Origin of the sequence: Microbispora sp. H10670, from assembly GCF_014161385.1 — a bacterium.
GTDB lineage: Bacteria > Actinomycetota > Actinomycetes > Streptosporangiales > Streptosporangiaceae > Microbispora > Microbispora triticiradicis.
In genome coordinates this window covers 253,528-277,617 of the sequence record NZ_JABBWW010000002.1, presented here as the reverse complement: position 1 = coordinate 277,617, position 24,090 = coordinate 253,528, and the positions used below count along the sequence as shown (strand labels likewise).

General features: G+C 71.6%; 24 protein-coding genes. 11 read left to right on the top strand and 13 right to left on the bottom strand.

Going from position 1 to position 24,090, the window contains the following annotated elements; all coding sequences use genetic code 11:
• Nucleotides 1–2: 2 nt before the first annotated feature.
• Entirely contained in the window at nt 3–1,166 is a 1,164-nt protein-coding gene (locus HHX33_RS04895) for a carboxylate-amine ligase (RefSeq protein WP_182873522.1), read from the bottom strand.
• Between the two features lie 237 nt (nt 1,167–1,403).
• Between HHX33_RS04895 and HHX33_RS04890 the strand changes: the two genes are divergently transcribed.
• The 3 genes from HHX33_RS04890 (at nt 1,404) to HHX33_RS04880 (ending at nt 4,369) form a co-directional block, all read left to right on the top strand.
• Nucleotides 1,404–2,795 carry a cellulose binding domain-containing protein gene (locus tag HHX33_RS04890; RefSeq protein WP_182873521.1) on the top strand — a complete coding sequence of 464 codons (1,392 nt, stop codon included), beginning with the start codon at nt 1,404–1,406 and terminating at the stop codon, nt 2,793–2,795.
• A 125-nt stretch (nt 2,796–2,920) separates the two neighbouring features.
• Nucleotides 2,921–3,784 carry a universal stress protein gene (locus HHX33_RS04885; RefSeq protein WP_182873520.1) on the top strand — a complete coding sequence of 288 codons (864 nt, stop codon included), beginning with the start codon at nt 2,921–2,923 and terminating at the stop codon, nt 3,782–3,784.
• Nucleotides 3,785–3,898: 114 nt separating this feature from the next.
• Nucleotides 3,899–4,369, top strand: coding sequence for a DUF6194 family protein (locus HHX33_RS04880; RefSeq protein ID WP_182873519.1), 471 nt, complete (start codon nt 3,899–3,901; stop codon nt 4,367–4,369).
• Between the two features lie 39 nt (nt 4,370–4,408).
• On the opposite strand, the gene HHX33_RS04875 is transcribed toward HHX33_RS04880, so the two are convergent.
• The 5 genes from HHX33_RS04875 to HHX33_RS04855 all read right to left on the bottom strand — a co-directional run bounded on the left by HHX33_RS04875 (nt 4,409) and on the right by HHX33_RS04855 (nt 8,651).
• A complete protein-coding gene (locus HHX33_RS04875) occupies nt 4,409–5,056 on the bottom strand; it encodes a 4'-phosphopantetheinyl transferase family protein (RefSeq protein WP_182873518.1) in 648 nt (215 codons plus the stop codon).
• Nucleotides 5,053–5,880 carry a metallophosphoesterase gene (locus tag HHX33_RS04870; protein WP_310741217.1) on the bottom strand — a complete coding sequence of 276 codons (828 nt, stop codon included), beginning with the start codon at nt 5,878–5,880 and terminating at the stop codon, nt 5,053–5,055. The genes HHX33_RS04875 and HHX33_RS04870 overlap by 4 nt, the downstream gene beginning before the upstream one ends.
• A gap of 78 nt (nt 5,881–5,958) precedes the next feature.
• Nucleotides 5,959–6,870, bottom strand: a complete 912-nt coding sequence (locus HHX33_RS04865; protein ID WP_111701277.1) for a TerC family protein — start codon at nt 6,868–6,870, stop codon at nt 5,959–5,961.
• A gap of 236 nt (nt 6,871–7,106) precedes the next feature.
• Complete coding sequence (locus HHX33_RS04860) at nt 7,107–8,069, bottom strand: glutathione S-transferase family protein (protein ID WP_182873516.1); 963 nt, start codon at nt 8,067–8,069, stop codon at nt 7,107–7,109.
• Nucleotides 8,070–8,195: 126 nt separating this feature from the next.
• Nucleotides 8,196–8,651 (bottom strand): SPW repeat protein, encoded by a 456-nt coding sequence (locus tag HHX33_RS04855; protein WP_111701275.1) that lies wholly within the window; start codon nt 8,649–8,651, stop codon nt 8,196–8,198.
• 169 nt (nt 8,652–8,820) lie between these two features.
• On the opposite strand from HHX33_RS04855, the gene HHX33_RS04850 reads away from it, so the two are divergent.
• Nucleotides 8,821–9,015: a CsbD family protein gene (locus HHX33_RS04850; RefSeq protein ID WP_111701274.1), complete on the top strand. Its 195-nt coding sequence runs from the start codon at nt 8,821–8,823 to the stop codon at nt 9,013–9,015.
• Nucleotides 9,016–9,350: 335 nt separating this feature from the next.
• Here the strand turns inward: HHX33_RS04850 and HHX33_RS35595 are convergent, their stop codons facing one another.
• The 3 genes from HHX33_RS35595 to HHX33_RS04840 form a co-directional block, all read right to left on the bottom strand.
• Nucleotides 9,351–9,476, bottom strand: a complete 126-nt coding sequence (locus HHX33_RS35595; protein ID WP_259402148.1) for a hypothetical protein — start codon at nt 9,474–9,476, stop codon at nt 9,351–9,353.
• A gap of 413 nt (nt 9,477–9,889) precedes the next feature.
• Complete coding sequence (locus tag HHX33_RS04845) at nt 9,890–10,540, bottom strand: hypothetical protein (RefSeq protein WP_182873515.1); 651 nt, start codon at nt 10,538–10,540, stop codon at nt 9,890–9,892.
• A gap of 253 nt (nt 10,541–10,793) precedes the next feature.
• Entirely contained in the window at nt 10,794–11,558 is a 765-nt protein-coding gene (locus tag HHX33_RS04840) for an SDR family NAD(P)-dependent oxidoreductase (protein WP_182873514.1), read from the bottom strand.
• Between the two features lie 319 nt (nt 11,559–11,877).
• On the opposite strand from HHX33_RS04840, the gene HHX33_RS34900 reads away from it, so the two are divergent.
• A complete protein-coding gene (locus HHX33_RS34900) occupies nt 11,878–12,465 on the top strand; it encodes a TetR/AcrR family transcriptional regulator (RefSeq protein WP_220501492.1) in 588 nt (195 codons plus the stop codon).
• A 61-nt stretch (nt 12,466–12,526) separates the two neighbouring features.
• On the opposite strand, the gene HHX33_RS04830 is transcribed toward HHX33_RS34900, so the two are convergent.
• Complete coding sequence (locus tag HHX33_RS04830; RefSeq protein ID WP_182873512.1) at nt 12,527–13,555, bottom strand: ROK family protein; 1,029 nt, start codon at nt 13,553–13,555, stop codon at nt 12,527–12,529.
• Between the two features lie 501 nt (nt 13,556–14,056).
• On the opposite strand from HHX33_RS04830, the gene HHX33_RS04825 reads away from it, so the two are divergent.
• Both HHX33_RS04825 and HHX33_RS04820 read left to right on the top strand, forming a co-directional pair.
• A complete protein-coding gene (locus tag HHX33_RS04825) occupies nt 14,057–15,397 on the top strand; it encodes a cellulose-binding domain-containing protein (RefSeq protein ID WP_182873511.1) in 1,341 nt (446 codons plus the stop codon).
• A gap of 142 nt (nt 15,398–15,539) precedes the next feature.
• Entirely contained in the window at nt 15,540–16,124 is a 585-nt protein-coding gene (locus HHX33_RS04820) for a hemerythrin domain-containing protein (protein ID WP_182873510.1), read from the top strand.
• Between the two features lie 56 nt (nt 16,125–16,180).
• On the opposite strand, the gene HHX33_RS04815 is transcribed toward HHX33_RS04820, so the two are convergent.
• On the bottom strand, nt 16,181–17,380 hold the full coding sequence (locus tag HHX33_RS04815; RefSeq protein ID WP_138460803.1) for a hypothetical protein: 1,200 nt from the start codon (nt 17,378–17,380) through the stop codon (nt 16,181–16,183).
• A 109-nt stretch (nt 17,381–17,489) separates the two neighbouring features.
• Nucleotides 17,490–18,074, bottom strand: a complete 585-nt coding sequence (locus tag HHX33_RS04810; protein ID WP_182873509.1) for a DUF6766 family protein — start codon at nt 18,072–18,074, stop codon at nt 17,490–17,492.
• Nucleotides 18,075–18,456: 382 nt separating this feature from the next.
• Between HHX33_RS04810 and HHX33_RS04805 the strand changes: the two genes are divergently transcribed.
• Complete coding sequence (locus HHX33_RS04805) at nt 18,457–18,831, top strand: STAS domain-containing protein (RefSeq protein WP_182873508.1); 375 nt, start codon at nt 18,457–18,459, stop codon at nt 18,829–18,831.
• 241 nt (nt 18,832–19,072) lie between these two features.
• On the opposite strand, the gene HHX33_RS04800 is transcribed toward HHX33_RS04805, so the two are convergent.
• Nucleotides 19,073–20,197 carry an MBL fold metallo-hydrolase gene (locus HHX33_RS04800; protein WP_220501491.1) on the bottom strand — a complete coding sequence of 375 codons (1,125 nt, stop codon included), beginning with the start codon at nt 20,195–20,197 and terminating at the stop codon, nt 19,073–19,075.
• A 405-nt stretch (nt 20,198–20,602) separates the two neighbouring features.
• Here HHX33_RS04800 and hutU point away from each other — a divergent pair, with 405 nt between their 5' ends.
• The 3 genes from hutU to HHX33_RS04785 all read left to right on the top strand — a co-directional run bounded on the left by hutU (nt 20,603) and on the right by HHX33_RS04785 (nt 24,030).
• The gene (gene hutU, locus HHX33_RS04795) at nt 20,603–22,279 is read left to right on the top strand and encodes a urocanate hydratase (RefSeq protein WP_182873659.1); all 1,677 of its coding nucleotides are present in this window, start codon (nt 20,603–20,605) and stop codon (nt 22,277–22,279) included.
• Between the two features lie 106 nt (nt 22,280–22,385).
• Nucleotides 22,386–23,564 (top strand): allantoate amidohydrolase, encoded by a 1,179-nt coding sequence (locus tag HHX33_RS04790; RefSeq protein ID WP_182873658.1) that lies wholly within the window; start codon nt 22,386–22,388, stop codon nt 23,562–23,564.
• A 148-nt stretch (nt 23,565–23,712) separates the two neighbouring features.
• Nucleotides 23,713–24,030: a hypothetical protein gene (locus HHX33_RS04785; RefSeq protein ID WP_182873506.1), complete on the top strand. Its 318-nt coding sequence runs from the start codon at nt 23,713–23,715 to the stop codon at nt 24,028–24,030.
• The last annotated feature ends 60 nt before the right edge of the window (nt 24,031–24,090 follow it).

Sequence of the window (24,090 nt, the reverse complement as noted above, 5' to 3'; positions counted from 1 at the left end):
TCCTACCTCCCGGCCGCCGCGGCGCACGGGCTCGCGGGTCTGGTTCGGGGCCCGGTTCGGGACCTGGTCTCGGCCAGGACGAGGTCCACCACGTCGGTCAGGCGGCCGGCCCGCCGGAACGCCTCGCGCTGCCGCGCGGCGGAGCCGCCGCGGTCCAGCGCCTCGGTGGCGAGCGAGCTGACCAGCGCCCAGTCGCCGTACGCCTCGAGCTGCGGCCGCAGGCCCTCCAGCAACCGGCTCACCACGGTGCGGGCGGGCTTCGGCACGCCCTCGACGGGGTCGACCAGCTCGCCGTCCAGGCCGGACCGCGCCGCCCGCCACGAGGCGGCCCGGACCAGCTCCGGGCGTACGGTGCCGGGGTCCAGGGGAGTGGGCGCACCGGTGGTGAGGGCGTGGAGCTCCCGGGTGACCAGCGCGCGGAACAGCCCGGCGATCAGCACGATGTCGTCGATCCGGGGGCAGGAGTCGCACAGCCGCAACTCCACGGTCGGTACGTGCGCCGAGGGCCGGACGTCGAAGTAGAGCATCCCGGGATCGCTGATGACCCCCGACCTGACCAGCTCCCTCACCATCGCGTCGTACTCGTCGGCCGACTCGAACCGCTCCGCCGGGCCGGCCGTGGGCCAGCGCTGCCACACCATCGACCGGAAGCTCGCGTAGCCGGTGTCGGCGCCCATCCAGTATGGCGAGCTGCAGCTCAGGGCCAGCAGGGGAGGCAGCCACGGGCCGAGCCGGTGGATGACGGCCACGGCGAGGTCCCGGTCGCGCACCTCGGCGTGCACCTGCGTGCCGCAGATGAGCTGCTCGCGGGCGAGCACCTGGTAGTCGTCCAGCATCTGCTCGTAGCGCGGGTCGGGGGAGATCTTCATCGCCTCCGGGTCCAGCAGCGGGACGGTCCCGGCCGCCGCGATGCCGAGGCCGAGCCCCTCCGCCGCCGCGACCGCGTCGGCGCGCAGCCCGGTCAGCTCCCCGGCGAGGTCCTCCAGCCGGGTCCGCGGTGTCGTCCCGGTCTCCAGGACCGACCGCTGCAGTTCCTGGGTGAAATGGTCGGATCGCAACTGCTGGAGCAGCAGGCCGGCTCGGGGAACGAGTTGCCGGGTCGCGAGGTCCACGATGTGGAACTCCTCCTCGACGCCGACCGCCATGTCCTCTGCGAAGTCCGTCATGTGGCCGCTCCCCGCCCGTCACGAATCATTTCGTCTCTTCTGCCCCGAAAGTCGGCTTACGCACGTCATCGGCTCAGGAGGGTGATGAAAGTTACAGGCAGTCACCAAACGGTGCGGACTTCGCACGCAGCTCACCGGGGTGGTCGCCGCGGCCGTCGTGGCGGGCCCTTGACCCGGCACCGGCCCGCCGCCAGGATCACGGCGTTCCGAGCCCCGACCGTGAGCGCAGGGAGTCCGATGACCGGCCGCGCATTCTCCGTCCGAGGTCGCATCCGGCGCCTCCGGCGCCGCATCTGGACCGCCGCCGTCGCCGCGGTGCTGCTGACCGCCTGGCCCGCCGCGTCCCCGGCGGGAGCCGTCGGCGACCCGCCCGCGCCGGTGACCGGCAACGCCACCTACTTTGACGCCCTCGGCTCGCCGTACGGCGGCTGCGGGATGCCGCAGTCCCAGCTCGACTCGCAGGACTTCGTCGCCCTCAACGTGTACGACACCCCCGGCGACTACAACTTCTACCCCCGGCCGCTGACCGGCGCCAACGCGTCCAAGACCGGGTTGTGGAACAACGGGCTGAACTGCGGCCGCTTCGTCCAGGTGCAGATCTCGGACTTCTGCACCGGCGTCAACGACGGCGGGCAGAACTCGCAGTTCTGCCGGAACGGCTCGTGGGTCTCCGACGCCTACAACGGCGCCACGCTGACCATGATCGTCGCCGACAGCTGCGGCGACTCCAACGGCTGGTGCCGCGACGACCGCTACCACCTCGACCTGTCGAAGCCCTCGCTCAACAGGTTCGTGAAGAACGGCGCGCCGGTCGGGGACATGTACCCGAACCACTGGAACAACCGCCACGTCACCTGGTCGTTCATCCCGGCGCCGAACTACTCGGGCGACATCCGCATCGGGTTCCTCAAGGGCTCCCAGGCGTACTGGACCGCGATCGCGGTCTCCCACCTGCCCAACGGCATCCACGGGGTGGAGTACTACGCCGACGGCGCCTGGCAGCCGGCCCAGATGAACTCCGACATGGGCCAGTCGTACCTCATCAGCGGGACCAGCAAGGGCGCGACGCGGTTCCAGATCCGCGTGCGCGACGCGGCCGACCAGCCGCTGAACGGCGGCCGCGTCTACAGCTTCGGCCTGCCCTCGTCGTGCGGCACGCAGTGCGCCGCCGACTACACCGAGGCGAGCTACACCACGACCACGACCTCGCCCAGCGCGTCCCCCTCGGCGTCTCCGTCCGCCTCCCCGTCGGTCTCACCCTCCGTTTCCCCCTCGGCGTCTCCCTCGGTGTCACCGTCCGCCTCCCCGTCGGCGAGCCCGTCCGCGAACCCCGGGACGTGCCAGGTGAGCTACCAGGTGGCCAGTTCGTGGCAGGGGGGCTTCACCGCGAACGTCACGGTCAAGAACACCGGCACGACGACCTGGGCGGACTGGACGGTCGGCTGGACCATGCCGGCCGGAGTGGGCCTCGTCAGCGGCTGGAGCGCGACCGTGACCGCCAGCGGGTCCCGCTGGACGGCGCGCGCTCCCTCCTGGGGCAAGACCCTCGCGCCCGGCGCGTCGGCGAGCTTCGGCTTCCAGGCGTCCGGATCCTCCTCGCCGGGGCCGACCGCCATCACCTGTCCCTGATCTCCGGTTCCTGATCTCCCACCGGGACCTTCCGCAGGGCGGAAGGTCCCGGGAGACAGGGACCAGCGGCCCTGCCCGGGGCGGCGTGCGGACGGTGGGATGAGGACAGGCACGAAGGAGGAGCCATGTCCGAACCCGTCGTCGTCGTGGGCACCGACGGCTCGCGCGCCGCGGCCGCCGCGGTGGAGTGGGCCGCGGGAGACGCCGCGCGCAGGGGCCTGCCGCTGCGGATCGTCCACGCGGTGGACCGCCTGCCGTACGAGATCGCCCGCTATCCCATCCCCATCGAGGACCAGCTCGACCGGGCCGGGCGGCGGATCCTGGAGGAGGCCGCGCAGTCCGTACGCGAGATCCATCCCGTCGTCCGCGTCGTCCCCGACCTCGTCGAGGGGGACCCGTCGAGGATGCTGCGGCGGGAGGCCGCCGGGGCGGCGGAGATCGTCGTCGGCAACCGGGGCCACGGCGGTTTCGCCGGAATGCTGCTCGGCTCGGTCAGCATGCACCTCGCCGGTCAGGTCGACGTCCCCGTCGTGGTCGTACGCCAGGGGCTGCGGGTGCCGCACGGACTGGTCGTCGCCGGCGTCGACGGCTCGGCCGAGGCGGAGGCCGCGCTGACCTACGCGTCGGAGCAGGCGCGGCTGCGCGGCTGCCGCCTGCTCGTCCTCTACGCGTGGCAGCTTCCGGTGCACACGTTCGCGCCCGAGATCACCTACGACGTCGACGAGGTGCGCAGAGCCCAGGAGGACTACGTGGCGGAGATGCTGACGGCCCACCGGGAGCGCTACCCCGAGCTGGACGCCGAGATGCGGGCCGTCTGCGCGCACCCGGTGCCCGCCCTGGTGGAGGCCGGGGAGAAGGCCGACCTGCTCGTCGTCGGCTCCCGGGGCCACGGCGCGGTCGGCTCGGCGGTGCTCGGCTCGGTCAGCCGTGCCGTCCTGCACCACGCGCACTGCCCCGTCGCGGTGGTGCGCCCGCCCCGCCGGTCCTGAAGTGCGAGTTTAAGGTTTCACACCGGAATCGGAGGACCCATCCGGGAAAGTCTCACAGGGCGGTTCAATGAGACGATTCAAGGAGGAATCACCGGCCGAGACAAGGGATCCTTCGTGACCGAGAACGACATCGCCGGCTTCGTGACCGGCCTGCCGGGCGTCGTCGCCTTCACCGCCGCCGAGGGCACCGGGGCCCCCCGGGCGGCGTGGGGGGACACCTTCTTCTTCTACGATCCCGACGACGACCCGTCCGCCCGGCAGATGCCCTTCGCCACGATCGTGGTCAAGGACTACGAGGGGTTCGACACCGCCTCCGGCCTCGACCGGCCCGGGGTGTTCCGGCTGAACATCGCCGTCGGCCGCGCCGGCTTCGAGGAACTGCTCGGCTATCCTCCGGCCGCGCACGCCGGACGGCACGAGACGGTGGACTACCGCGCGCTCGACCGGATCCTGCCGCATCCGGTGTACGCGGCCCAGTCCTGGGTCTGCGTGCTCAACCCCGGCGAGGCCACCGCGCCCCGGGTGCCCGCCCTTCTGACCGCCGCGCACGCCCGCGCGGCCGCTCGTCACCGGCCACGCGGCTGACGGCCCGCAGGCGTCGTCAGGGCCGTCGTGAGGGGCGCGTCAGGCCCGGGGGAGGGCGATCGAGGTGGCGAGGTGGCCGTCGCGCACCGTCCACCGGCCCCGCAGCACAGGCGTGCCGACGGCCGGGTCGGTGACCAGAAGGCGGGCGCCGAATTCGCCCGAGGGGTCGATGTCCACCACCGCCTCGGCGAAGTCGAGCCATCTGCGGGTCAGCGGAAACCAGACCTTGTAGACCGACTCCTTGGCACTGAACAGGATGGCGTCCCAGCACACCGCGTCGTCCGCGTCGCGCAGCGCCGTGAGCGCGGCGATCTCCGCCGGGGCGGCGACCCGGGGGAGGACGCCCTCGGGGAGGTGCTCGTGCGGCTCGGCGTCGATGCCGACCGCCAGCGCCGCCTCCGCCGGAGCCACCGCCGCCGCACGGAACCCCGAGCAGTGCGTGATGCTGCCGACCACGCCGTCCGGCCAGACCGGCGCGCCCCGCTCACCGCGCGGGATCGCGACGGGCGCCACGCCGATCGCGGCGAGCGCGCGCCTCGCGCAGTGGCGCCCGGTGACGAACTCCCGACGCCGCCGGTCGGCGACCCGCTCGACGAGCGGCCTCTCCTCGGGGAAGAGGGTCTCCTCCGGGACGTCGCCGAACTCCTCCGCCGACGCGACCCACGGCGGCAGGATCTCAGCGATCACCGGGCCGCCCCGGCGAGCACCAGACGCGGGCGCGCCGGCCCCGCCGGGCGACCGCGCCACTCGCGTGGATAGCCCAGTGAGACCTCCTCGAAGCGTACGCCGTCGTGCCAGGTCGTCCGGGGGATGTGCAGGTGGCCGTAGACCACGGCGGCGGCCCGGTAGCGCACGTGCCAGTCGGCGGTGCGCTCGGTGCCGCACCACAGCGCGAACTCGGGATACCGCAGGATCCGGGTCGGCTCCCGGACCAGCGGGAAGTGGTTGACCAGCACGACCGGGCCGCCGACGCCGGCGAGGCGGCGCTCGGTCTCGGCCAGCCGCGCCTCGCACCAGGCGTCGCGGGTGGGGTGCGGATCGGGGTGCAGGAGGTATTCGTCGGTGCACACGACGCCGGCCTCGTAGGCCCGGGCCAGGGCCGTCTCCTTGGTCGCGGTGCCGTCGGGACGGAAGGTGTAGTCGTAGAGGAGGAACAGCGGGGCCACCGTGACCGGCCCGTCCTCGCTCTCCCACACCGCGTACGGATCCTCGGGCGTGAGCACCCCGAGGTCACGGCAGATCTGGACAAGGCGCTCGTATCGGGCAACGCCCCGCAGCTGAACCGGGTCGGTCGCGGTGGTCCACAGTTCGTGGTTGCCGGGAGCCCAGACGACTCTCGCGAACCGCCGCGCCAGCGTGGCCAGCGCCCACTCGATGTCGGCCGGGGTCTCCGCCACGTCGCCGGCCACGACGAGCCAGTCGCCGTCCGACTCCGGACGGAGGTTCTCGACGATCTCGCGGTTCTCGTCGTGGGCGACGTGCAGATCGCTGATGGCGTACAAGCCCGTCACGTTGCCGAGTCCTCCCACCGCCCGCCGGCTCCCCTGGACAGGAGGGTACATATCGGCGGAGGGCCAGGGGAAGATCGATCAACCCCTACGCGTCCGGTAATGGCTCGCCCCCACGGAGATCGCGAGGCAGGCGAAGATCACCACCAGGGACAGCCAGACGGGGATCGCGTAGAGGTCGGCCAGGAGCATCTTCGCCCCCACGAACACGAGGATCGCGGCGAGGCCGTACCTGAGGTAGCCGAACCGGTGCATCGCCCCGGCCAGCAGGAAGTACATCGCCCGCAGCCCGAGGATCGCGAACGCGTTGGAGGTGAAGACGAGGAACGGCTCGGAGGTGACCGCGAAGATGGCGGGGATCGAGTCGACGGCGAAGACGATGTCGGTGGTCTCGACGGCGACCAGCACGGCCAGCAGCGGCGTGGCGGCCCACCGGCCGTCCTGCCGGACGAGGAACCGCGACCCCTGGAAGGCGTCGGTGACGGGCATCACCCGCCGCATGGCGCGCAGCACGGGGTTGCGCTCGGGATGCACCTCGATCGCGGCGTGCCTGGCCATCTTCACGCCCGTGTAGAGCAGGAACGCGCCGAAGACGTACAGGATCCAGTGGAAGCGGCCGAGCAGCACGGCGCCCGCGCCGATGAACAGCGCGCGGAAGACCAGCGCGCCCAGCACGCCGAAGAACAGCACGCGATGCTCCAGTTCGCGGGGGACCGCGAAGAAGGAGAACAGCAACGCGAACACGAACACGTTGTCGACGGCCAGCGACTTCTCGATCAGGTAACCGGCCAGGTACTCGCCGCCGGCCTCGGGCCCCCAGGTCAGCCAGACGATGGCGCCGAAGCCGAGGCCGAGGACGATCCACACGCCCGACCAGGCCAGGGCCTCGCGGAACCGCACGACATGGGCGCTGCGATGGGCATAGAGATCGACGGCCAGCATGACGAGGATGACCGCCAGAACGGCGGCCCAGGCCCACAGAGGAACGGACATACGTCAACCCCCACAACCGCGCACGGCGGAATCGGCAGGTCGACGGTCTCCCCGTGCCACCGGATACGGTGACCCCCGCGCCGGGACGCCTCAGGTCGGCGGCCGTGATGACGACGCTGCGGGAAGCCGGGTACTCCCCCTCGAACTACGCCCGATTATTCGGGAAACCGGGTCGATACGTCAAAGCGGCGGCCGGGCACACCCTGGAACCGAGCTGCGGCCGGGACGGCGGCGGCCTACAGGGACCAGTCGATGACCGGCCCCGCGGGCACGATGCGCAGCGGATTGATCTTGGGATGGGTGCCGTAGTAATGGCGCTTGATGTGGTCGAAGTCCGTCGTGCCGCCGAACGCGGGGTCGGCGTAGAGGTCGCGGGCGTAACGCCAGAGGTTGGGGTGGTCGGACAGACGGCGGATGTTGGCCTTGAAGTGGGTCACGTAGACGGTGTCGAAGCGGACGAGCGTGACCCACAGGCGCACGTCGGCCTCGGTGATCCGGTCGCCGAACAGGTAGCGGCGGCCGGCCAGCCGCTCGTCGAGTTCGCCGAGCGCCGCGAAGAGCGCCGTGACCGCCGAGTCGTACGCCTCCTGACTCTCGGCGAAGCCGCACTTGTACACGCCGTTGTTGACGTCGGCGTACACGCGCTCGTTGAGCGCGTCGATCTCCGCCCGCAGGTCCTCGGGGTAGAGATCGACATCCGGCCGGGCCCACCGGCCGAACGCCTGGCCCAGGTCGAGGCTGATGTCGGGGAAGTTGTTGCTGACGATCCGCCCGGTGCGGCGGTCCCACAGCACCGGGACCGACACGTGGCCGTCGTAGCCGGGCTCGGTCGCCTCGTACGCCTCCCGGAGCAGGGTGAACCCGTTGAGCTCGTCGGGCCCGTGCCCCGGGCCCTCGCGGAACGCCCAGCCGCGCCCGTCGCGCACGGGGTCGACGACGGACATCGAGACGACGTCCTCCAGCCCGAGAAGCGCGCGCACGATCACCGAGCGGTGCGCCCACGGGCAGGCCAGCGAGACGTAAAGGTGGTAGCGGCCGGGCTCGGCGGGAAAGCCGCCGTCGCCGTCGGCCGTGACGCGGTCGCGGAACCGGTAGAGCGGCCGCGCGAACGACCCGTCCGGCCTGGTGGCCGCCTTCACCGTGTAGTCACCGTAGGCCGCGAAGTCCACCGGACCCGCGACGGGAGCCGTGGTCGTCACGCGCGCACCGTCCTCTCGCCTGTGTGAGTCCGACCTGTGTGCCCGACTCCGACGAGAGTAACCGGCGCCTGTGACAACCACGCACCCGCGCTCCGTTGGCTCGGAGTGCCGGCCGAGAGTGCCGGCTCAGTGCGCCGGCGTGCGGAAGCCGCCGGGCCGCTCGCGCTCCATCATGCCGAACCGCATGGTGGCCAGGCCGAACAGCAGGATGAGCGCGCCCACGACCACGTTGCTGATGATCGTGGAGGTGGTCGCCATGCCTCCCCGGATGACCCAGGGGGCGATGATGGTCCAGATGCCGAGCAGCGGGGCGACCCAGGAGATTCCGTAGGTGCGCCCGAACGCCGAGCTGTAACCCATCGCCAGGAGTGCCACGGCGAGACCGGTGACGAGGTTGTTCACCGCGAGCGGAGTCCGCGTGCCGCTGAATCCGACGATCCAGGGTGACAACGCCAGATACAGCCCGCTCAGGAGCGTCAGACCATCGGCCAGCTGCGCGGCGGGATTCGCCGCGGCGGCCTCGTATCGGGCCCGCATCTGCATGATGTCGGGATGCGTCCCGATGTCGGCACCGTGTGTCATGCCTCACACCACCCTTCAAAGGCGTGTGCTGTAGTCCTTATTTCTAGCGTACGCCCGTTTCGTCCCCTTTTCCCGGTTTGGTGACTGAGCGTCGGCCAGGACGCGTTTAGCCCCTCCACCAGCGGAAAGAGGGGTGGTCGTCAGCTCTGCGACCGAGAGGGGTAACCACATGGGTACGGAGGACAAGTTCCGTAACAAGTCGGAAGAGATCACCGGCAAGGCCAAGGAGGGGCTCGGCAAGGTCACCGACGACGAGCGCCTCGAGGCCGAGGGTCAGGCCGACCAGTCGAAGAGCCACATCAAGCAGGCGGGCGAGAAGGTGAAGGACGCGGCCGGCAAGGTCAAGGACGCCTTCAAGGACTGACCCGCGCGATCGTGCGTGAGGTGACGGGGCGCCGGGCCCTCCGGGGGGAGGGGTCGCGGCCGTCACCGGTGCGGGGACGAGGGCGATCACGCTGAGCCGGGGCGACGCCACCGGCGCTCTCGTCCCCCGTGCGCGGGGTTCTCCTGTGGGGACCCTGCGACATCCCCTGAGATCCGTCCGGATCTCCTGAGATCATCCCCGCGAGATCGCTGTGAGAACCTCGGGGAACGCCCGCGTGAAGTCGCCGCGGGTGGCCGGGGGTAACTGTCGATCGGATCCCCGGTCGCCGGGGGCGCCGGGGCTTCGGCCCGGATCGGTGGGCCGGTCAGGCCGGATCAGGCCGCGTGTGGCAGCGTGACGCGGAAGGACGACGTCACGAGCGCATGGATGAGACGCACGAGCAGCGCCTCCAGGACCATGAGGGCCGCACGGGAGAGAACGGCGGCAAGGAACTCAGTCACTTCACACCTCGGTAGGACAAATCGGCTTCTATGGAAGACTGACGCATAAACCTCCCAAGCGGGCGTAGTTAAGGTTACCGTTTGGTGAACAGCGGGTGACCGTTCCGGATACTTCCCTGATCACGCGCCCAGGGTGCGGCCGCACGGGCACCTGTCGGTCGTGCCCGTGCGGCGTCTGCCGGCCGTGCCGCCCCGTCCGTGGCGTCCTGTCCGTGGCGGTTGGTCCTGGACGGGCTCCTCGGCCGGCTCTGTGTGATGAGCCCTGTGAGCCCTGTGAGCCCTGTGTGAGCCCTGTGAGCCCTGTGAGCCCTGTGTGGGCCCTGTGTGGGCCCTGTGTGGGCCCTGTGTGGGCCCTGTGTGGGCCCTGTGTGGGCCCTGTGTGAGCCCTCTGCGGGCGGCGCCCCTGGCGGCGGCTACTTGGTGGTGGTCCTGGCGCGCCGGGCGGCGCCGGCGGCCGGTGCCTTCGTCTCGCCCTTCGCCGCGGCCCGCCTTCCCGTGACCTGCTTGGCGGCTTCCGGCGTGGTCTCCATGGCGCCCGCGCCGGGCATTCCCGGCGTGGTCGCCCCGGGTGTGGGCATGGGCGTGGCCGCTCCCCGGGTGTCCTTCTGCTGCGGTCCGCCGAGCGGTGACCAGCGCTGCTCGCGCGACCTGGCCCGCTGGGCGATCATGGTCCCCGCGCCGATGGCCGCCGCCACCGGCCACTCCAGGATGCCGAGGACCGCGAGCGCGCCGAGACCGCCGTAGTACATGATCCGCTCTGGAGGCGGCAGGAAGGTCCGGGCGACGTCCATGGCGTGCCCGACCTCCCGTCCGCTGATGTGCGGCATGCCGACGTGCGGCAGGTGCATCTCGGGCGCGCGAAGCTGGAGGCGCATGAACGGCAGGTCCAGGTCCAGTCGCGGCGGGTGCGCCTCCTCGGCCCCCGGGCCCATGGACGGGGCGGGTGCAGGCGGCGCGGGTGCGGGTGCGGGCGGCGTGGGCGTCGTACGGGCACGGGATGTCCGGGCCCGGGTGGTCGTCGTGCCTCCGGCCGTCGGGCCCGGTGTCGCCTCGGTCGTGGTCATGGATCCTCCTCCGTGATCCTTCCCGATGGTTCTCCGTGACGAAATGTCTCCGATCGCGGATGGCCCGCGGGAACGTCACTACGAAAATGACCTTTCCATCCTCTATCGTGCCTACTGGGGTTGCTGGTGTTGATAGCGACAATTTGCCCACTTTTGCCGTTGCTTTCGTCTCCGTACGCCCCACGCGCGAGGACGGCGGGCATGACACGGACAGTGATCTTGCGGTTCGGTGCGGCCGCGGGTCGCGGCCCCGTCACCAGGTCTGCTCGCCGGCGCGCACGAGGATCTCGTTGACGGCGACTCGACGGTCCCGGGTGACGATGTAGGAGACCGCGTCGGCGATGTCCTCCGGACGCAGCAACTCCATGTTCTCGATCTGGCGCTCCACGGCCTGCCGCACGCCGTCGCGGAGGTGGGAGCTCAGCTCGGTGTCCACCGTGCCGGGCTCGACCACGCTCACCCGGAGGCCCTTCCGCACGACCTCCTGCCGCAGGGCCTCGGTGAACCCGTTGACGCCGAACTTCGTCAGGTTGTAGACGGCCGTCCCGGGCCGGGCGACCCTGCCCCCCGTGGAACTGATGTTGACCAGGTCCGCAACCTTCCGCGGGGAGTCCCCCGCGGCACGGAGGAGGTGCGGCAGGGCGGCATGGGTGGTGTACAGCAGGCCCTGGACGTTGACCGCGAGCATGTGATCCCACTCCTCGAGCGGGGATTCCGCGGCCTGCCCCATGCCCATGAAACCGGCGTTGTTGACGAGCGTGTCCAGGCGGCCGAGCTCGGTCACCACGCTTTCCACCGCCGCCGCGGCCTGCCGCCGGTCGGTGATGTCGGCCTGCACGACGAGGGCGGTGCCGCCGTCGGCCCGGACCTTGTCCGCGACCTCCTCCAGCCTGCCGCGCCGCCGCCCGAGGACGGCGACCGCCGCGCCCTCCGCGGCGAGGCCGCGGGTGGTCGCCTCGCCGATGCCGCTGCCGGCGCCGGTCACCAGCGCCACGGTGTTCCGCAGTCGTCCGGTCATGGTGTTCTCCTCCGATGTCGTCGTGGTCGTGGCCTTCGCGGGCCCCTGGGCTGTGGCCGTCCGCGGCTGCGGACCTCGAAGGGCCCGGCGGGTGTGTCGGCGCCGTGCCGCCTGCTGTGGAAAGTGCTTCCTGCTCGGGTCTGCCGGAGCTCCCCCGCGTCGGCGGGGGTGGGGAGCGGCCCATGGCGTCCGGCGGCGGACGGCCCGATCACTCGCGGAGAAGCCCGGAGCCGCGGTAGCCTCTTATCCGGAACCGGTTCCGGTTGGAACTATAACCGGAACCAGTTCCGGATACAAGCTGGGAGAGAAAGGGCGGGGATTGGCCGACGATGGCGAGGACGGCTCCGTACGGCGGCACCGGCCGCTGCGGGCCGACGCGAAGCGCAACGAAGACCGTCTGCTCAGGGCCGCGGCAGTCGTCCTGGCCCGCGATGGAGCCGACGCCTCGGTCAAGGACGTCGCCCGCGAGGCCGGCGTGGGTGTGGGCACGCTCTACCGCCGGTTCCCGTCCAAGGAACTGCTGATCGAGGCGGTGCACCGGCATGAGGTGCGGCTCCTGTGCGAGGCGGCGCCCGAGCTCGCGGCCTCGCTGCCCCCGGTGGACGCGCTACGTGCCTGGATGGAGCGCTTCATCGACTTCATGGCCACCAAGCACGGCATGGCCGACGCCCTCCGTGTGGTGCTGACCGACGACAGCGAGCGGCTGCAGACCCGCGCCGACCTCGCCGAAGCAGTGGATCGCCTTCTCGCCGCCGGGAGGAGCCACGGGGCCGTGCGGGAACAGGCGAAGCCCCAGGACGTCCTGATGGCGCTCGGCGGCATCAGCTACATGGCGGGTGCCGAGCAGGAACCCGCCCTCGCCACAAGGCTCATCGACCTGCTCCTGCACGGCATCGTCACGAGCTGAACGGCGCCCGGCCCGCGACGCCGGTGTGCCCGCCGCGGCCCGGCCCGATCGTGAACAGGTGTCAGCGGCCGACTATCTCGGAGAGCGCGGCCAGGGCGGCGCCCCGGGCTCCGGCCATGTCGAGGTCCTCCACCAGTGTGATCGTTGCCACCTGCCGCTGCTCCTCCCGCAGCAGCGTGTGCTCGCGGACCTTCTCCAGGAACCACTCGCGGAAGTGCGGGGCCGCCTCGACCACCCCGCCGCCGAGGAAGTACGCGTCGGGGTCGGTGAAGTTGGCCGCGACGGTGAACAGCCTGCCGATGGCCATCGCCTGCTGTTCGAAGACCTTGAGAGCCAGCGCGTCGCCGTTCTCGGCGTACCCGCGCAGCAGCCGGGCCGCCTTCGCGACGGGTTCGACCCCGGTGAGCTCGTGGCCGGGGAAGCGGGTCAGCCAGTAGGGCAGCAGGTTCTTCTGGATGCCGGTCAGCGAGGCGACGCTCTCGGCGTCCCCGGTGAAGCCGCAGTTGCACTCCGGCAGCGGCTGGTCCTCCTCCAGCAGGCCCTGCATGGGGATGTGGACGTGCCCGAGCTCGCCGGCCATCCCGGCGGCGCCCTTCACGACGTGCCCCGACTGGATCACGCCGCCGCCGAGACCCGTGCCGACGATCGCGGAGACGGACGAGCGCTGCCAGGCGTCCCCGCCGAAGCGCACGTGGTGGGAGTAGAGCGCCGCCGCGTTGCCGTCGTTGTTGTAGACGACCGGCAGCCCCAGCCGGGCCTCCAGGGCGGCGCGGAAGTCGAAGCCGAACCAGCCGGGGTCGACGAAGTTCGTCGCGCCCTTGGAGGAGATCACGCCGCCGGCGCTGGCCGGGCCGGGGGTGTCGAGGCCCACCGCGCGCACCGTGGACCGGGGCGTGCCGGTCAGCTCCAGCACGTTGCCGAGGGCGAGGAGGAGCTGCTCGACCGCGACCTCGGGGCCCTCCCGCACGAGGCTCGGGGTCTCGACCATGCGGTCCACGAGGAAACGTCCGGAGGCGTCGAGGACGGTCGCGTTGTTGCTTGTCCCGCCGTTGTCGAGCCCGACGACGACCCAGGGCCCTGCATCTGTCATTGGGGGATGTCCTTTGTTTTCGAGCGTGTCAGAGCGAAGACTACGAGAGCCGGCGCCCGGTGGGCAGCCGCTGGGCCGCGACCGGCCGGATGGGGCACAGGCGCAGGGTACGGCGGCCTTCGTCACATGACGGCATGGTGAAAGATTCAGTTCGGCCACCGCCCCGGCCGGGCCGCCTCCGGCCGCCGCCGCGCCCGTGAGCTGGGCCGTACGCCGTCGCCGGACGCGTGGCCCGGGGCGGAGCGGCGGGGGCGCGGCGGCGTCCGTTGACCTGCCGTGCGACCGGGAGAAAACATCTGCGTCCGGGGCCGCAGCGTCGCGACCCGTGCGCCCGGCCAGGCCGGCCGGCGCCGCTCCCGTCGTCGCGCACGCGCGGCGTCCGCCCTGCCGCCGCCTCCGGCCGGCCCGGTCCGATCCGGGCTGATCCGCCGATCCGGGCGAGGCGGGCCGACGCGGCCGCGCCAAGCGCCACATGACAGATGCGCAGGAAGCGAGGTACGCATGAAGCAGTTCCGTCCCGCACCCGGTGACCGGCGTGCGGGCATCCGGAGGGGTGCGCGCGCCGGTCGCGGCCTGCCCGGCTCCCCGGCGGCGCGCCTGGTCGCGGCCCTGGCCGCGCTGGTGGCCGGGCTCGTGGTCGTGCTGGTGCCCACCGTCGCCTCCGCGGCCCCGGTCTGCAAGGTGGACTACACGGTCAACCAGTGGCAGGGCGGCTTCACCGCCTCGGTGCGGCTCACCAACCTCGGCTCCGCGGTGAGCTCGTGGACGCTGCGCTGGACGGCGGGCACCAGCCAGCAGATCACCAACGCCTGGAGCGCGCAGGTCAGCCAGTCGGGCACGACGGTGACCGCCACCAACGCCTCCTACAACGGGTCGCTGGCCACGGGCGCCACGGCGGACTTCGGCTTCCAGGGCACCTGGTCGGGCAGCCTCACACCGCCGTCCGACTACTACCTGAACGGCGTGCCGTGCGGAGGCACGTCCTCGCCGTCGCCCTCGCCGTCCCCGTCTCCTTCGGCGTCTCCGTCGGCGTCCCCCTCGCCGTCTCCTTCGCCGTCGCCCTCTCCCTCTCCCTCGCCGTCTCCGTCGGCCTCCCCGTCCGCGTCACCGTCGCCGTCTCCGTCCCCGTCGCCCTCGACGACGCCTTCGACCGGCTGCTCCGGAAGCGGCCTGGTGGTCTGCTCGGGGTTCGAGGACCAGTCGGGCGCGCCGTCGGGTGAATGGCAGGTCAGCACGCCGAACTGCTCGGGCAGCGGCACCGCCACGATCGACACCTCCACCGCGCACAGCGGCGGCAAGTCCCTGCGGGTCAACGGCGGCGGCAACTACTGCAACCACATGTTCGTCGGGACCACCAAGAACGTCTCGGCGATCGGGCCCGTGGTGTACGGCCGGATGTGGGTGCGGCACACGACCGCGCTCCCGGCCAACCACGTCACCATGATCACGATGGCGGACTCCCGGGACGGCGGCAAGGACCTGCGGATCGGCGGCCAGGGCAACGCGCTCCAGTGGAACCGGGAGTCCGACGACGCCACACTGCCCGAGCAGAGCCCGGCCGGCATCGCGCTGAGCGCCCCGCTGCCCACCAACCGCTGGGTCTGCCTGCGCTTCCAGATCGACACCAGCCAGCAGGCGATGCGTACGTACCTGGACGACCAGGAGATCGCCGGCCTGCGGGTGGACGGCACCCCCACCCAGAACGTGGACGCCCAGTGGCTGCGGCGCACCACGGCGCCGCGGCCCACGACCTTCCGCCTGGGCTGGGAGAGCTACGGCAGCGACTCGGACACGCTCTGGTACGACGACGTGGCTCTCGGCTCCAGCCCCGTCGGCTGCTGAACGAAGCCCTTGGTGACGGACGGTGACCGAAAAGGGTAAGTAGCTGAGTGCCCGCCGTGGTGCGGGACGGCTTACGGTCCCGTTCGTCCCGGCGTCCGGCCTCTTCCGGGAGGCCGGACGCCGCATCCGAGGGGAGAGGTACATGACCGACGTGTACCCGGTGCCCGAACTGATGAAGGAGGGCGACGTCGTCGACCTCCTCGTCCACCAGCACGCCGTGATCAGGGACATGTTCGAGGAGGTGGAGCGGGCGGCGCCCGGCGAGCGTCACGAGCCCTTCCGGCGGCTGGTGCGGATGCTGGCCGTGCACGAGACGGCGGAGGAGGAGATCGTCCACCCCTACACCCGGCTGCGGGTCGACGGGGGAGGAGAGATCGTCGCCGACCGGCTCAAGGAGGAACACGAGGCCAAACGCATGCTGGCCATGCTGGACGACCTGGGCCCCGAGCACTCCGAGTTCATGCCCAACCTCGACAGGCTGCGTACGGCCGTGCTCGCGCACGCGCGGGCCGAGGAGCGTTACGAGTTCACCCGGCTCCGCGCCGAGACGACGGCGGCCGAACGGCGTGCGATGACCCTGGGAGTGCGGGCGGCGCTGGCGATGGCCCCCACACGATCGCACCCCGGGGTGGAGTCGATGACGAGGAACCTGCTGTTCGGCCCGCCCGCGGCGATCGTCGACCGGGCCCGCGACCTGATCCGCCAGGCGCTGGGCCGGAAGGGCTGACGGCGGCCCGGCCCGGGTCCGTACGCGGTGCGTGCCGACCCGGGCCGGGCGCCCTGTCAGTGGGAGCGCAGGCTGTAGAGAGGGTGCCCGCCCTCGATCTCCAGGCGGTACTCCTCGCCCGACCTGGCGCGGTTGTCGTCGATGACCCGCTCGCTGGCCGGCTCGACGTCGTCGTGGACCTGCTCCTGCCAGCGCTGGAACCGTTCGTGGGCCTCCTGGACATAACCGGTGCCCAGGGTCGTGTGGTCGATCTGCGTGGAGATGAGCTCGCGCAGGTAGCCCTTGTTCGGCTCGAAGGTGACCGGCGTGGGCAGCGTGGGGGCCAGCACCTGCTCCGGGTCCCGGCCGTCGTGCTCGCGGAACAGCTCCGCGGCGATCCGCAGGTGTTCCAGCTCCATGTTCAGGTGCAGTTCCCAGATCGCCTTCACCTTGGGGTCCGACTCGGTCTCCATGAACGAGTGGTACAGGTAGCACTCGTTGTACTCGTGGTTGAGCCACTGCTCCCACCACGTCTCCCGCGGGTCGAGCAGCGACTCGTAGTGGGTGACGTGCTCCTCCTCGATGAGTCCGATCTCCTGGTACAGCTGCCGCGCGATCGGCTCCATGTACGTCGGGCCGACGTTCATGTAGAAGTTCATCGTCTGCTGCTCGGCGGACATGATCGTCAGCGCGTGCAGCTTCGAGACCGGCTTCGCCTTCTCCCGGTCGTAGTGCTCGCGGACGTTGTCGACGGGGTGGCGGTGGTGCATCTTCGTCGGCCGGCCCGGCATGACCTCGGTCAGCTGGTCGACGATCTTCTCGGCCTTACGGTGCTCGATCATCTCGTACAGGTTGGCGTACCGGTACAGGTGGTCGAAGTCCTCCAGCACGCCGAACTCGTAGGCCTTCCTGAGGTAGGGGTCGGGCTCCATCCGCGCCACCCACGCCGTCAGGTCCACCGCGACCTGCTCGTAGGCGATCGTCGTCTCCAGCACCGAGGCGAGCCCCGGCAGCAGCCAGTTGACCGCCTTCTGCTGCTGCTGCTCGACGTAGCGCACCTCCGCGAGGCGCTGCCGGACGCCGAGGTCCGGGCAGCGGCGGGCGAAGTGGTGGCTGAACATGATCGATTCGATCTCGATGCCGTTCATCGTGATGATCCGGCACCGCGTGTAGGGGTCGGCATGGTCGGGGTCGATCGGCGTGACGTCCAGCTCACGCCAGTTCCGCACCTGCCGGTCCAGCGGGATTCCGCGCTCACGCAGTGGATTGAACGTCATCTCGGTGCTCCTCCCCACGATTCGCGCTGGGCGTACCCAGGCCATGGAATGCGACAAACGTGGCTATTTGGAGCTTTTGACCGAGATTGGCATCCGGTGGCGTGGGGGATCAGCCGGACGACGCCGGCGCGGAGTGCGGGTCGCCGACCTTCTTCGACTGCGTGGAGCCGCGCTCGCGAAGGAAGATCGCCAGCAGGACCATCGAGGCGACGGCCAGGAACTCCGACTGCCAGTTCTGCAGCGTGCGGTTCCAGAACTCGGCCGACATGACGTACCCGCCCCAGCCCACCGGGTCCTCCAGCCGGGCCAGTCGCTCCTCGTCGTACGCGGCGAGCCCGGCGACCGACTGGGCCAGCCAGGACAGCAGGAAGATCAGGCCCATCGCGAGGCCGAGGGAGTGGCTGAAGAGCGTCCGGCGCCATCCGTCCGCCGCCGCCCACGCGGGGGACCCGGCGCCGGCGAACCGGCCGACCTTCTGCTCGGCGTCGGACTCCAGGCCCTCCTCGCCCCTCTTCTTCGACTCCGGCGAGCCGCGCTGGATCAGCCACACGGTGATGAGGATGTAGAGGAGGAACTGCAGATACTCCGACTGCCGGTTCTCGGCCACGTCCACGGCGAAGGTCGAGGAGGTGACGTACTGGAGCCACGTGACGGGGTAGGGTGTCGCCGTCCAGCCGCACCCGCGCCTCGTCACCCCAGACGTCGACCTCGCGTACGGCGGCGGGCCGCAGGCCGACGGAGACGATCTGCTTCTCACAGTCGTCCAGGGACCGCGCGGCCTTCGGCGCCAGGAGCCTGCAGGCCGGCCCGCCCTGGCCCTGCCCGGCGGCGGACAGGAACCGCTCGGCCGTCGAGACGACCGGGTCCCTCTCGGCGGACGCGCAGCCCGCGGTGATCAGTGCGAGGCAGACGACCACCATTGCCCGTGCAGCCATGGATGGGGACTACCCTGAAGGCAGGTGTGAAACGAGGGCCGCGATCGGAACGGTCATATGGGATTAATCGCCTACAAAGCGTAATATGAGCGAGTCCCGAAGGTTCTCCTGAGGGTCGTCACTCCGACGGAGGTGGGACCCTTGCACGACTTCCAGGTCACGGTGACGCAGTCGCCACCGTTCACCGTGGTCACACTGAGCGGGGAACTCGACGTACTCACCGTGTCCAGGCTGCGGGGCCACGTGGCCCCCCTGCTGGCCCGGCCCGCGACGCGCATCCTGTTCGACCTCGAGAAGCTGCGCTTCATCGACAGCGCGGGCATGAGAGTGCTCATCGACGCCTGCGTCCGGACGCCTCCGGAGGGCGGCGACGGGGCCGTGTGCGGTCTCAGCGATCACCTGCGGCATCTGTTCGGGATGCTCGGTCTCACCGAGCGGTTCACCATGTATCCGGCCCTCGCCGACGCTCTGAACCGCCCCGTGACCATCACGCGCCACGCCGCCCCTCTCCGCTGAGCTGCGCCTGCCACTGGGCAGCGCCTGCCACTGACCAGCGCCTGCCACTGACCAGCGCCTGCCACTGAGCAGCGCCTGCCATTGAGCTGTGCCTCCCACACCGCCCGCCCGCGCCCGCCCTGCGGCCGGCGGGCGGGGCCGCCGGGCAGGGACGGTGCCCCGAGACGGGGGACCGGGGCGGTGGGCAGGGCTACCGGGGAGGGGTGGTAGGCGGTGGGCGGTCGGCCGCGGGGCGCGGCCCTCACACGATCGTCTGCCACCACCCGTCGACCGCCGGCGGGTCGTCGACGGAGACCCGCTCGCCCGGTCGAGGGACCACCAGCCGCACGTCGCGCTCCTTCGCCTCCCGCCACAACTGGTCGATCGGCTCGCTCCACGCGTGCGGGGCGAGGGAGAAGGTGCCCCAGTGCACCGGCAGCAGCACCCGGGCGCGCACGTCCAGGTGGGTGAGGACGGCCTCCTCTGGCGTCATGTGGATGTCCGGCCAGCCCTTGCTGTAGGCGCCGATCTGGACCACCGAGAGGTCGAAGGGCCCGTGCGCCGCGCCGATCGCGGCGTACCCGTCGAAGTAACCGGAGTCACCGGTGTAGAAGACCTTCCTGCGCTCGCCCGCGATGACCCACGACGCCCAGAGGGTCTGGTCGCGGCGGAAGGCGCGGCCCGAGAAATGGCGCCCGGCGGTCGCGACGAACCGGATGCCGGACACCGTGGTCTCCTCGTCCCAGTCCAGCTCGACGATCCGCGACGCCGGCACCTTCCACCGCTCCAGGTGGGCGCCCACGCCCAGCGGCACGAGGAACGGCGCGCTCTGCGTCCGGGTCAGCAGGCGCACCGTGGCCATGTCGAGATGGTCGTAGTGGTCGTGCGAGATGACGATCGCGTCGAGTTCGGGCAGTTCGTACACCGGCACCGGCGGAGGATGCAGGCGACGGGGCCCGGTGAACGACGCCGGTGAGCAGCGCTCGCTCCATACCGGGTCGAGCAGCACCCGCCGGCCCTCGATCTCGATCAGAGCCGAGGAGTGGCCGTACCAGATCGCGTCGAGGTCGCCTCCGGCGGACGCGCTCGGGGTCACCAGGGGGACCGGCAGCCGGGGCTTGCGCGGGGCCTTGCCGAACAGCAGGTCACGCACGACCTGCCGGGACGTCCCGGGCGGGAGGATCGACGTGGGCGCCGTGTTGCGGAACGCGCCGTCGCGGAACTGCTTGGAGCGGCGCACCCGCTGAGCCCGCTCGCCCGACGGTCGAGCCCCCAGCGCGGCGGGAACCTCCCGCAACGTCCATCCGACGGCCGCCAGGGCCGCCGCTCCCGCGAGCAGGCCCACACGACGGCCCCACGCACCGTTCTTCTGTCCACCGGTCTTCAACGGCAATCTCCTTGCTGGGTTCTGCCGATCAGCCTAGGCAATTCCGGCGCCCGCGCGCGCACCGCGTCTCCCGTCTGTGGACGACCACTCCGTGATCGAGACCGTACGGACCGGTCCGCCGCAGAGACGTGACCGGCCGCGCGAGCGGGCGTCGGCCGAAGCGGCCGGCCTTGGAATGTTTCCCCCGTTGTGTTTCGCGCTGTCCCGCTCACCGCACAACAAGGGGAACGGGGCAGGGTAGGGAGGACCGAGAGCGTGAGACCGGACACGCCGGACAGGACAGGCGAGGCCGGCGCGCAGGCGGAAGGAGCACTCGTGACCGACGACCACAGCACCTCGCCCCGGACCACAGGCCGGACCTTCACTCCGGCCCCCGATCCGGCCCCCGATCCGGCCCCCGATCCGGTGGCCGGCCGTGGCCCCGTCCGGGCTCCCCGCGGCGCCACCCTGAACGCGCGCGGCTGGCCGCAGGAGGCGGCCCTGCGGATGCTGATGAACAACCTCGACCCCGAGGTCGCCGAGCATCCGGACCGGCTCGTCGTCTACGGCGGCAGTGGTAAGGCGGCCCGCGACTGGCCCTCCTTCGACGCGATCGTGCGGGAGCTCACCGCTCTGCGCGCCGACGAGACGCTGCTGGTGCAGTCGGGCCGACCCGTCGGGGTGATGACCACCCACGAGTGGGCTCCCCGGGTGCTCATCGCCAACTCCAACCTGGTCGGCGACTGGGCGACGTGGCCCGAGTTCCGGCGGCTGGAACAGCTCGGGCTCACGATGTACGGCCAGATGACCGCCGGTTCGTGGATCTACATCGGCACCCAGGGGATCCTGCAGGGCACGTACGAGACGTTCGCCGCGGTCGCGGCCAAGAGGTTCGGCGGCAGCCTCGCGGGGACGATCACACTCACCGCCGGGCTGGGCGGTATGGGCGGCGCGCAGCCGCTGGCGGTGACCATGAACGGCGGCGTGGCCGTCTGCGTCGACTGCGACCCGCGCGGCGTCGAGCGCCGGATCGGCCACGGCTACCTGGACGTGCGCGCCGACGGCCTGGACGAGGCGCTGCGCCTGGCGTACGAGGCCAGGGACGCGCGGCGCCCGCTGTCGATCGGCGTGGTGGCCAACGCGGCCGAGGCCGTGCCCGCCCTGCTGGCGCGCGGCGCGGAGATCGACGTCGTCACCGACCAGACCAGCGCCCACGACCCCCTGGCGTACCTGCCGCTGGGCGTCGCGTTCGAGGACATGGCGGCGCTGGCGCGGAAAGACCCCGAGGGCTTCACCCGGCGGGCCCGGGAGTCGATGGCCCGGCACGTCGAGGCGATGGTCGGCTTCCAGGACGCCGGCGCGGAGGTGTTCGACTACGGCAACTCGATCAGGGGGGAGGCGAGCCTCGCCGGGTACGCGCGGGCGTTCGACTTCCCCGGGTTCGTGCCCGCCTACATCCGGCCGTTGTTCTGCGAGGGAAAGGGCCCGTTCCGCTGGGCGGCGCTGTCCGGCGACCCGGCCGACATCGCCGCGACCGACCGCGCGGTCCTCGATCTTTTCCCGGACAACGAACCACTGGCGCGGTGGATCCGGATGGCGGGGGAGCGGGTGCGCTACCAGGGCCTGCCCGCGCGCATCTGCTGGCTGGGGTACGGCGAGCGCGACCGCGCGGGGGAGCGCTTCAACGACCTCGTCGCCTCCGGAAAGGTTTCGGCTCCCCTTGTCATCGGCCGCGACCACCTCGACTGCGGGTCGGTCGCCTCGCCGTACCGGGAGACGGAGGGGATGCTGGACGGCTCCGACGCGATCGCCGACTGGCCGCTGCTGAACGCCATGGTCAACGTGGCCTCGGGCGCGTCCTGGGTGTCGATCCACCACGGCGGCGGGGTCGGCATCGGCCGTTCCATCCACGCCGGGCAGGTCACCGTCGCCGACGGCACGCCGCTGGCCGGGGAGAAGATCCGGCGGGTGCTGACCAACGACCCCGGCATGGGGGTGATCCGGCACGTGGACGCCGGGTACGACCGGGCCGCGGAGGTCGCGCGTGAGCGCGGCGTGCGGGTCCCGATGGCGGAGACGGAGCACCCCGATGCCCGCGCCTGACCAAGCCGCGGGCCCGGGCGGCGTCGACGACCCCGCATGGCGGCACGGAGGGCAGGAGGCATGGCAGGCGGAGATCGCGGAGGAGGCCGGGGACGGGTTCCGCGCGATGTGGCGTGACCTGCTGCCCATCGGGTTGGACGCCGAGACCGGTGGCTACCGCCGGCACGGGTGGACGGCGGCCGACGCCGACTGCCGTGCCTGGTTCGCCGGGCAGGCCCGGGCGCGAGGGCTGGCGTACGAGACCGACCGCAACGGCAACCAGTGGGCCTGGCTGGGCGACCCGGCGGCGGGAGACGCCGTGGTCACCGGGTCGCACCTCGACTCGGTGCCCGACGGCGGAGCGTACGACGGCCCGCTGGGGGTGGTGGGGGCCTTCGCGGCGCTCGACGCACTGCGGGCCCGCGGCCTTCGTCCGCGGCGGCCGCTGGCACTGGTGAACTTCACCGAGGAGGAGGGCGCCCGGTTCGGCCTGGCCTGCCTGGGATCGCGGCTGATGACCGGGGCCGTCGCGCCGGATGCCGCCCTGGCGCTGCGCGACGCGGACGGCGTCTCCCTCGCGGCGGCCATGGAGCGGGCCGGGCGCGATCCGGAGGCAGTGGGGCGCGACGACGAGCGCCTCGCCCGCGTCGGCGTGTTCGTGGAGCTGCACGTGGAGCAGGGCCGTCACCTCGCCGGCACCCCGCACCGGGTGGGCGTCGCCTCCGCCATCTGGCCGCACGGGCGCTGGCGCTTCGACTTCCGCGGCGAGGCCAACCACGCGGGGACCACCAGGATGGAGGACCGGCGTGATCCCATGCCGTCCTACGCGGCGGCCGTGCTGGCGGCTCGCGCCGAGGCCGGGCGCCTGGGAGCCCTGGCCACCTTCGGCCGGGTCAGGGTGGAGCCCAACGGAACGAACGCCATCCCCTCGCGGGTGACGGCCTGGCTCGACGGCCGGGCGCCCGACCCGGATGTCCTGGACCGGCTCGTCGAGGAGACGGCGCGGGCGGCGGCGGGGGCCGAGGTGACCCGGGAGTCCTACACCCCGGTCGTGACGTTCGACGGAGCGCTGCGCGAGCGTGCCGTCCGCGTCCTCGGCGGCGTGCCCACGCTGCCCACGGGCGCGGGACACGACTCGGGCATCCTCTCCGCCGAGGTCCCGGCCGCGCTGTTGTTCGTCCGCAACCCCACCGGCGTCTCCCACTCGCCGCGTGAGCACGCGGAGGAGTCCGACTGCCTCTCCGGCGTCGCCGCCCTGGCCGTCGTCCTGGAGGATCTGCTCACCGGGGACGGCTGTTATCTGTGATGGCGAAAGTACTTGTTTGCCCCGCGCTGGGCGACTGAGGCGTTTGATGTCCCTACCGTGAGAAGCAGGGTCGTATCCGAGGGTCGATGGGTCCATTCGACTTCCGTGAACGCGGACGTGGTCCGCCCGACCGTCCGGAGTGATACCCATGATCAAACAAGCACTGGCCACTGTCGTCATCACGGCCTCGGCCCTCGTCGTCCCTGTCTCGATGCACACGCCGACCGCCAGCGCCGCAGGGACCGTCGAGCAGGTCGTCCAGCCGTCGACCACGGGGGACTGCCCGGGCGGCGGTTGCCGCAGGCGTCACCACCATCGCCATCATCACGGACGGCACCATCATCACGGACGGCACCATCATCACGGACGCCACCATCATCACGGTCGGCATCACCATCAGCAGCAACAACAGCAACAGCAGCAGGGAGGCGGCGGACAGCAACAGCAGCAGCAACAGCAGCAGTGACCCGATGACCGTCCATCGACCCTGATCGACCGGCCCTGATCAGCGCGCTTTGATCCACCG

What these genes read in the sequence shown, in the direction of transcription:
- HHX33_RS04895 (WP_182873522.1), bottom strand. Translation starts at nt 1,166, where the DNA reads ATGACGGACTTCGCAGAGGACATGGCGGTCGGCGTCGAGGAGGAGTTC.
- HHX33_RS04890 (WP_182873521.1), top strand. Translation starts at nt 1,404, where the DNA reads ATGACCGGCCGCGCATTCTCCGTCCGAGGTCGCATCCGGCGCCTCCGG.
- HHX33_RS04885 (WP_182873520.1), top strand. Translation starts at nt 2,921, where the DNA reads ATGTCCGAACCCGTCGTCGTCGTGGGCACCGACGGCTCGCGCGCCGCG.
- HHX33_RS04865 (WP_111701277.1), bottom strand. Translation starts at nt 6,870, where the DNA reads ATGTCCGTTCCTCTGTGGGCCTGGGCCGCCGTTCTGGCGGTCATCCTC.
- HHX33_RS04855 (WP_111701275.1), bottom strand. Translation starts at nt 8,651, where the DNA reads ATGACACACGGTGCCGACATCGGGACGCATCCCGACATCATGCAGATG.
- HHX33_RS04850 (WP_111701274.1), top strand. Translation starts at nt 8,821, where the DNA reads ATGGGTACGGAGGACAAGTTCCGTAACAAGTCGGAAGAGATCACCGGC.
- HHX33_RS04845 (WP_182873515.1), bottom strand. Translation starts at nt 10,540, where the DNA reads ATGACCACGACCGAGGCGACACCGGGCCCGACGGCCGGAGGCACGACG.
- HHX33_RS04840 (WP_182873514.1), bottom strand. Translation starts at nt 11,558, where the DNA reads ATGACCGGACGACTGCGGAACACCGTGGCGCTGGTGACCGGCGCCGGC.
- HHX33_RS04830 (WP_182873512.1), bottom strand. Translation starts at nt 13,555, where the DNA reads ATGACAGATGCAGGGCCCTGGGTCGTCGTCGGGCTCGACAACGGCGGG.
- HHX33_RS04825 (WP_182873511.1), top strand. Translation starts at nt 14,057, where the DNA reads ATGAAGCAGTTCCGTCCCGCACCCGGTGACCGGCGTGCGGGCATCCGG.
- HHX33_RS04820 (WP_182873510.1), top strand. Translation starts at nt 15,540, where the DNA reads ATGACCGACGTGTACCCGGTGCCCGAACTGATGAAGGAGGGCGACGTC.
- HHX33_RS04815 (WP_138460803.1), bottom strand. Translation starts at nt 17,380, where the DNA reads ATGACGTTCAATCCACTGCGTGAGCGCGGAATCCCGCTGGACCGGCAG.
- HHX33_RS04790 (WP_182873658.1), top strand. Translation starts at nt 22,386, where the DNA reads ATGTGGCGTGACCTGCTGCCCATCGGGTTGGACGCCGAGACCGGTGGC.
- HHX33_RS04785 (WP_182873506.1), top strand. Translation starts at nt 23,713, where the DNA reads ATGATCAAACAAGCACTGGCCACTGTCGTCATCACGGCCTCGGCCCTC.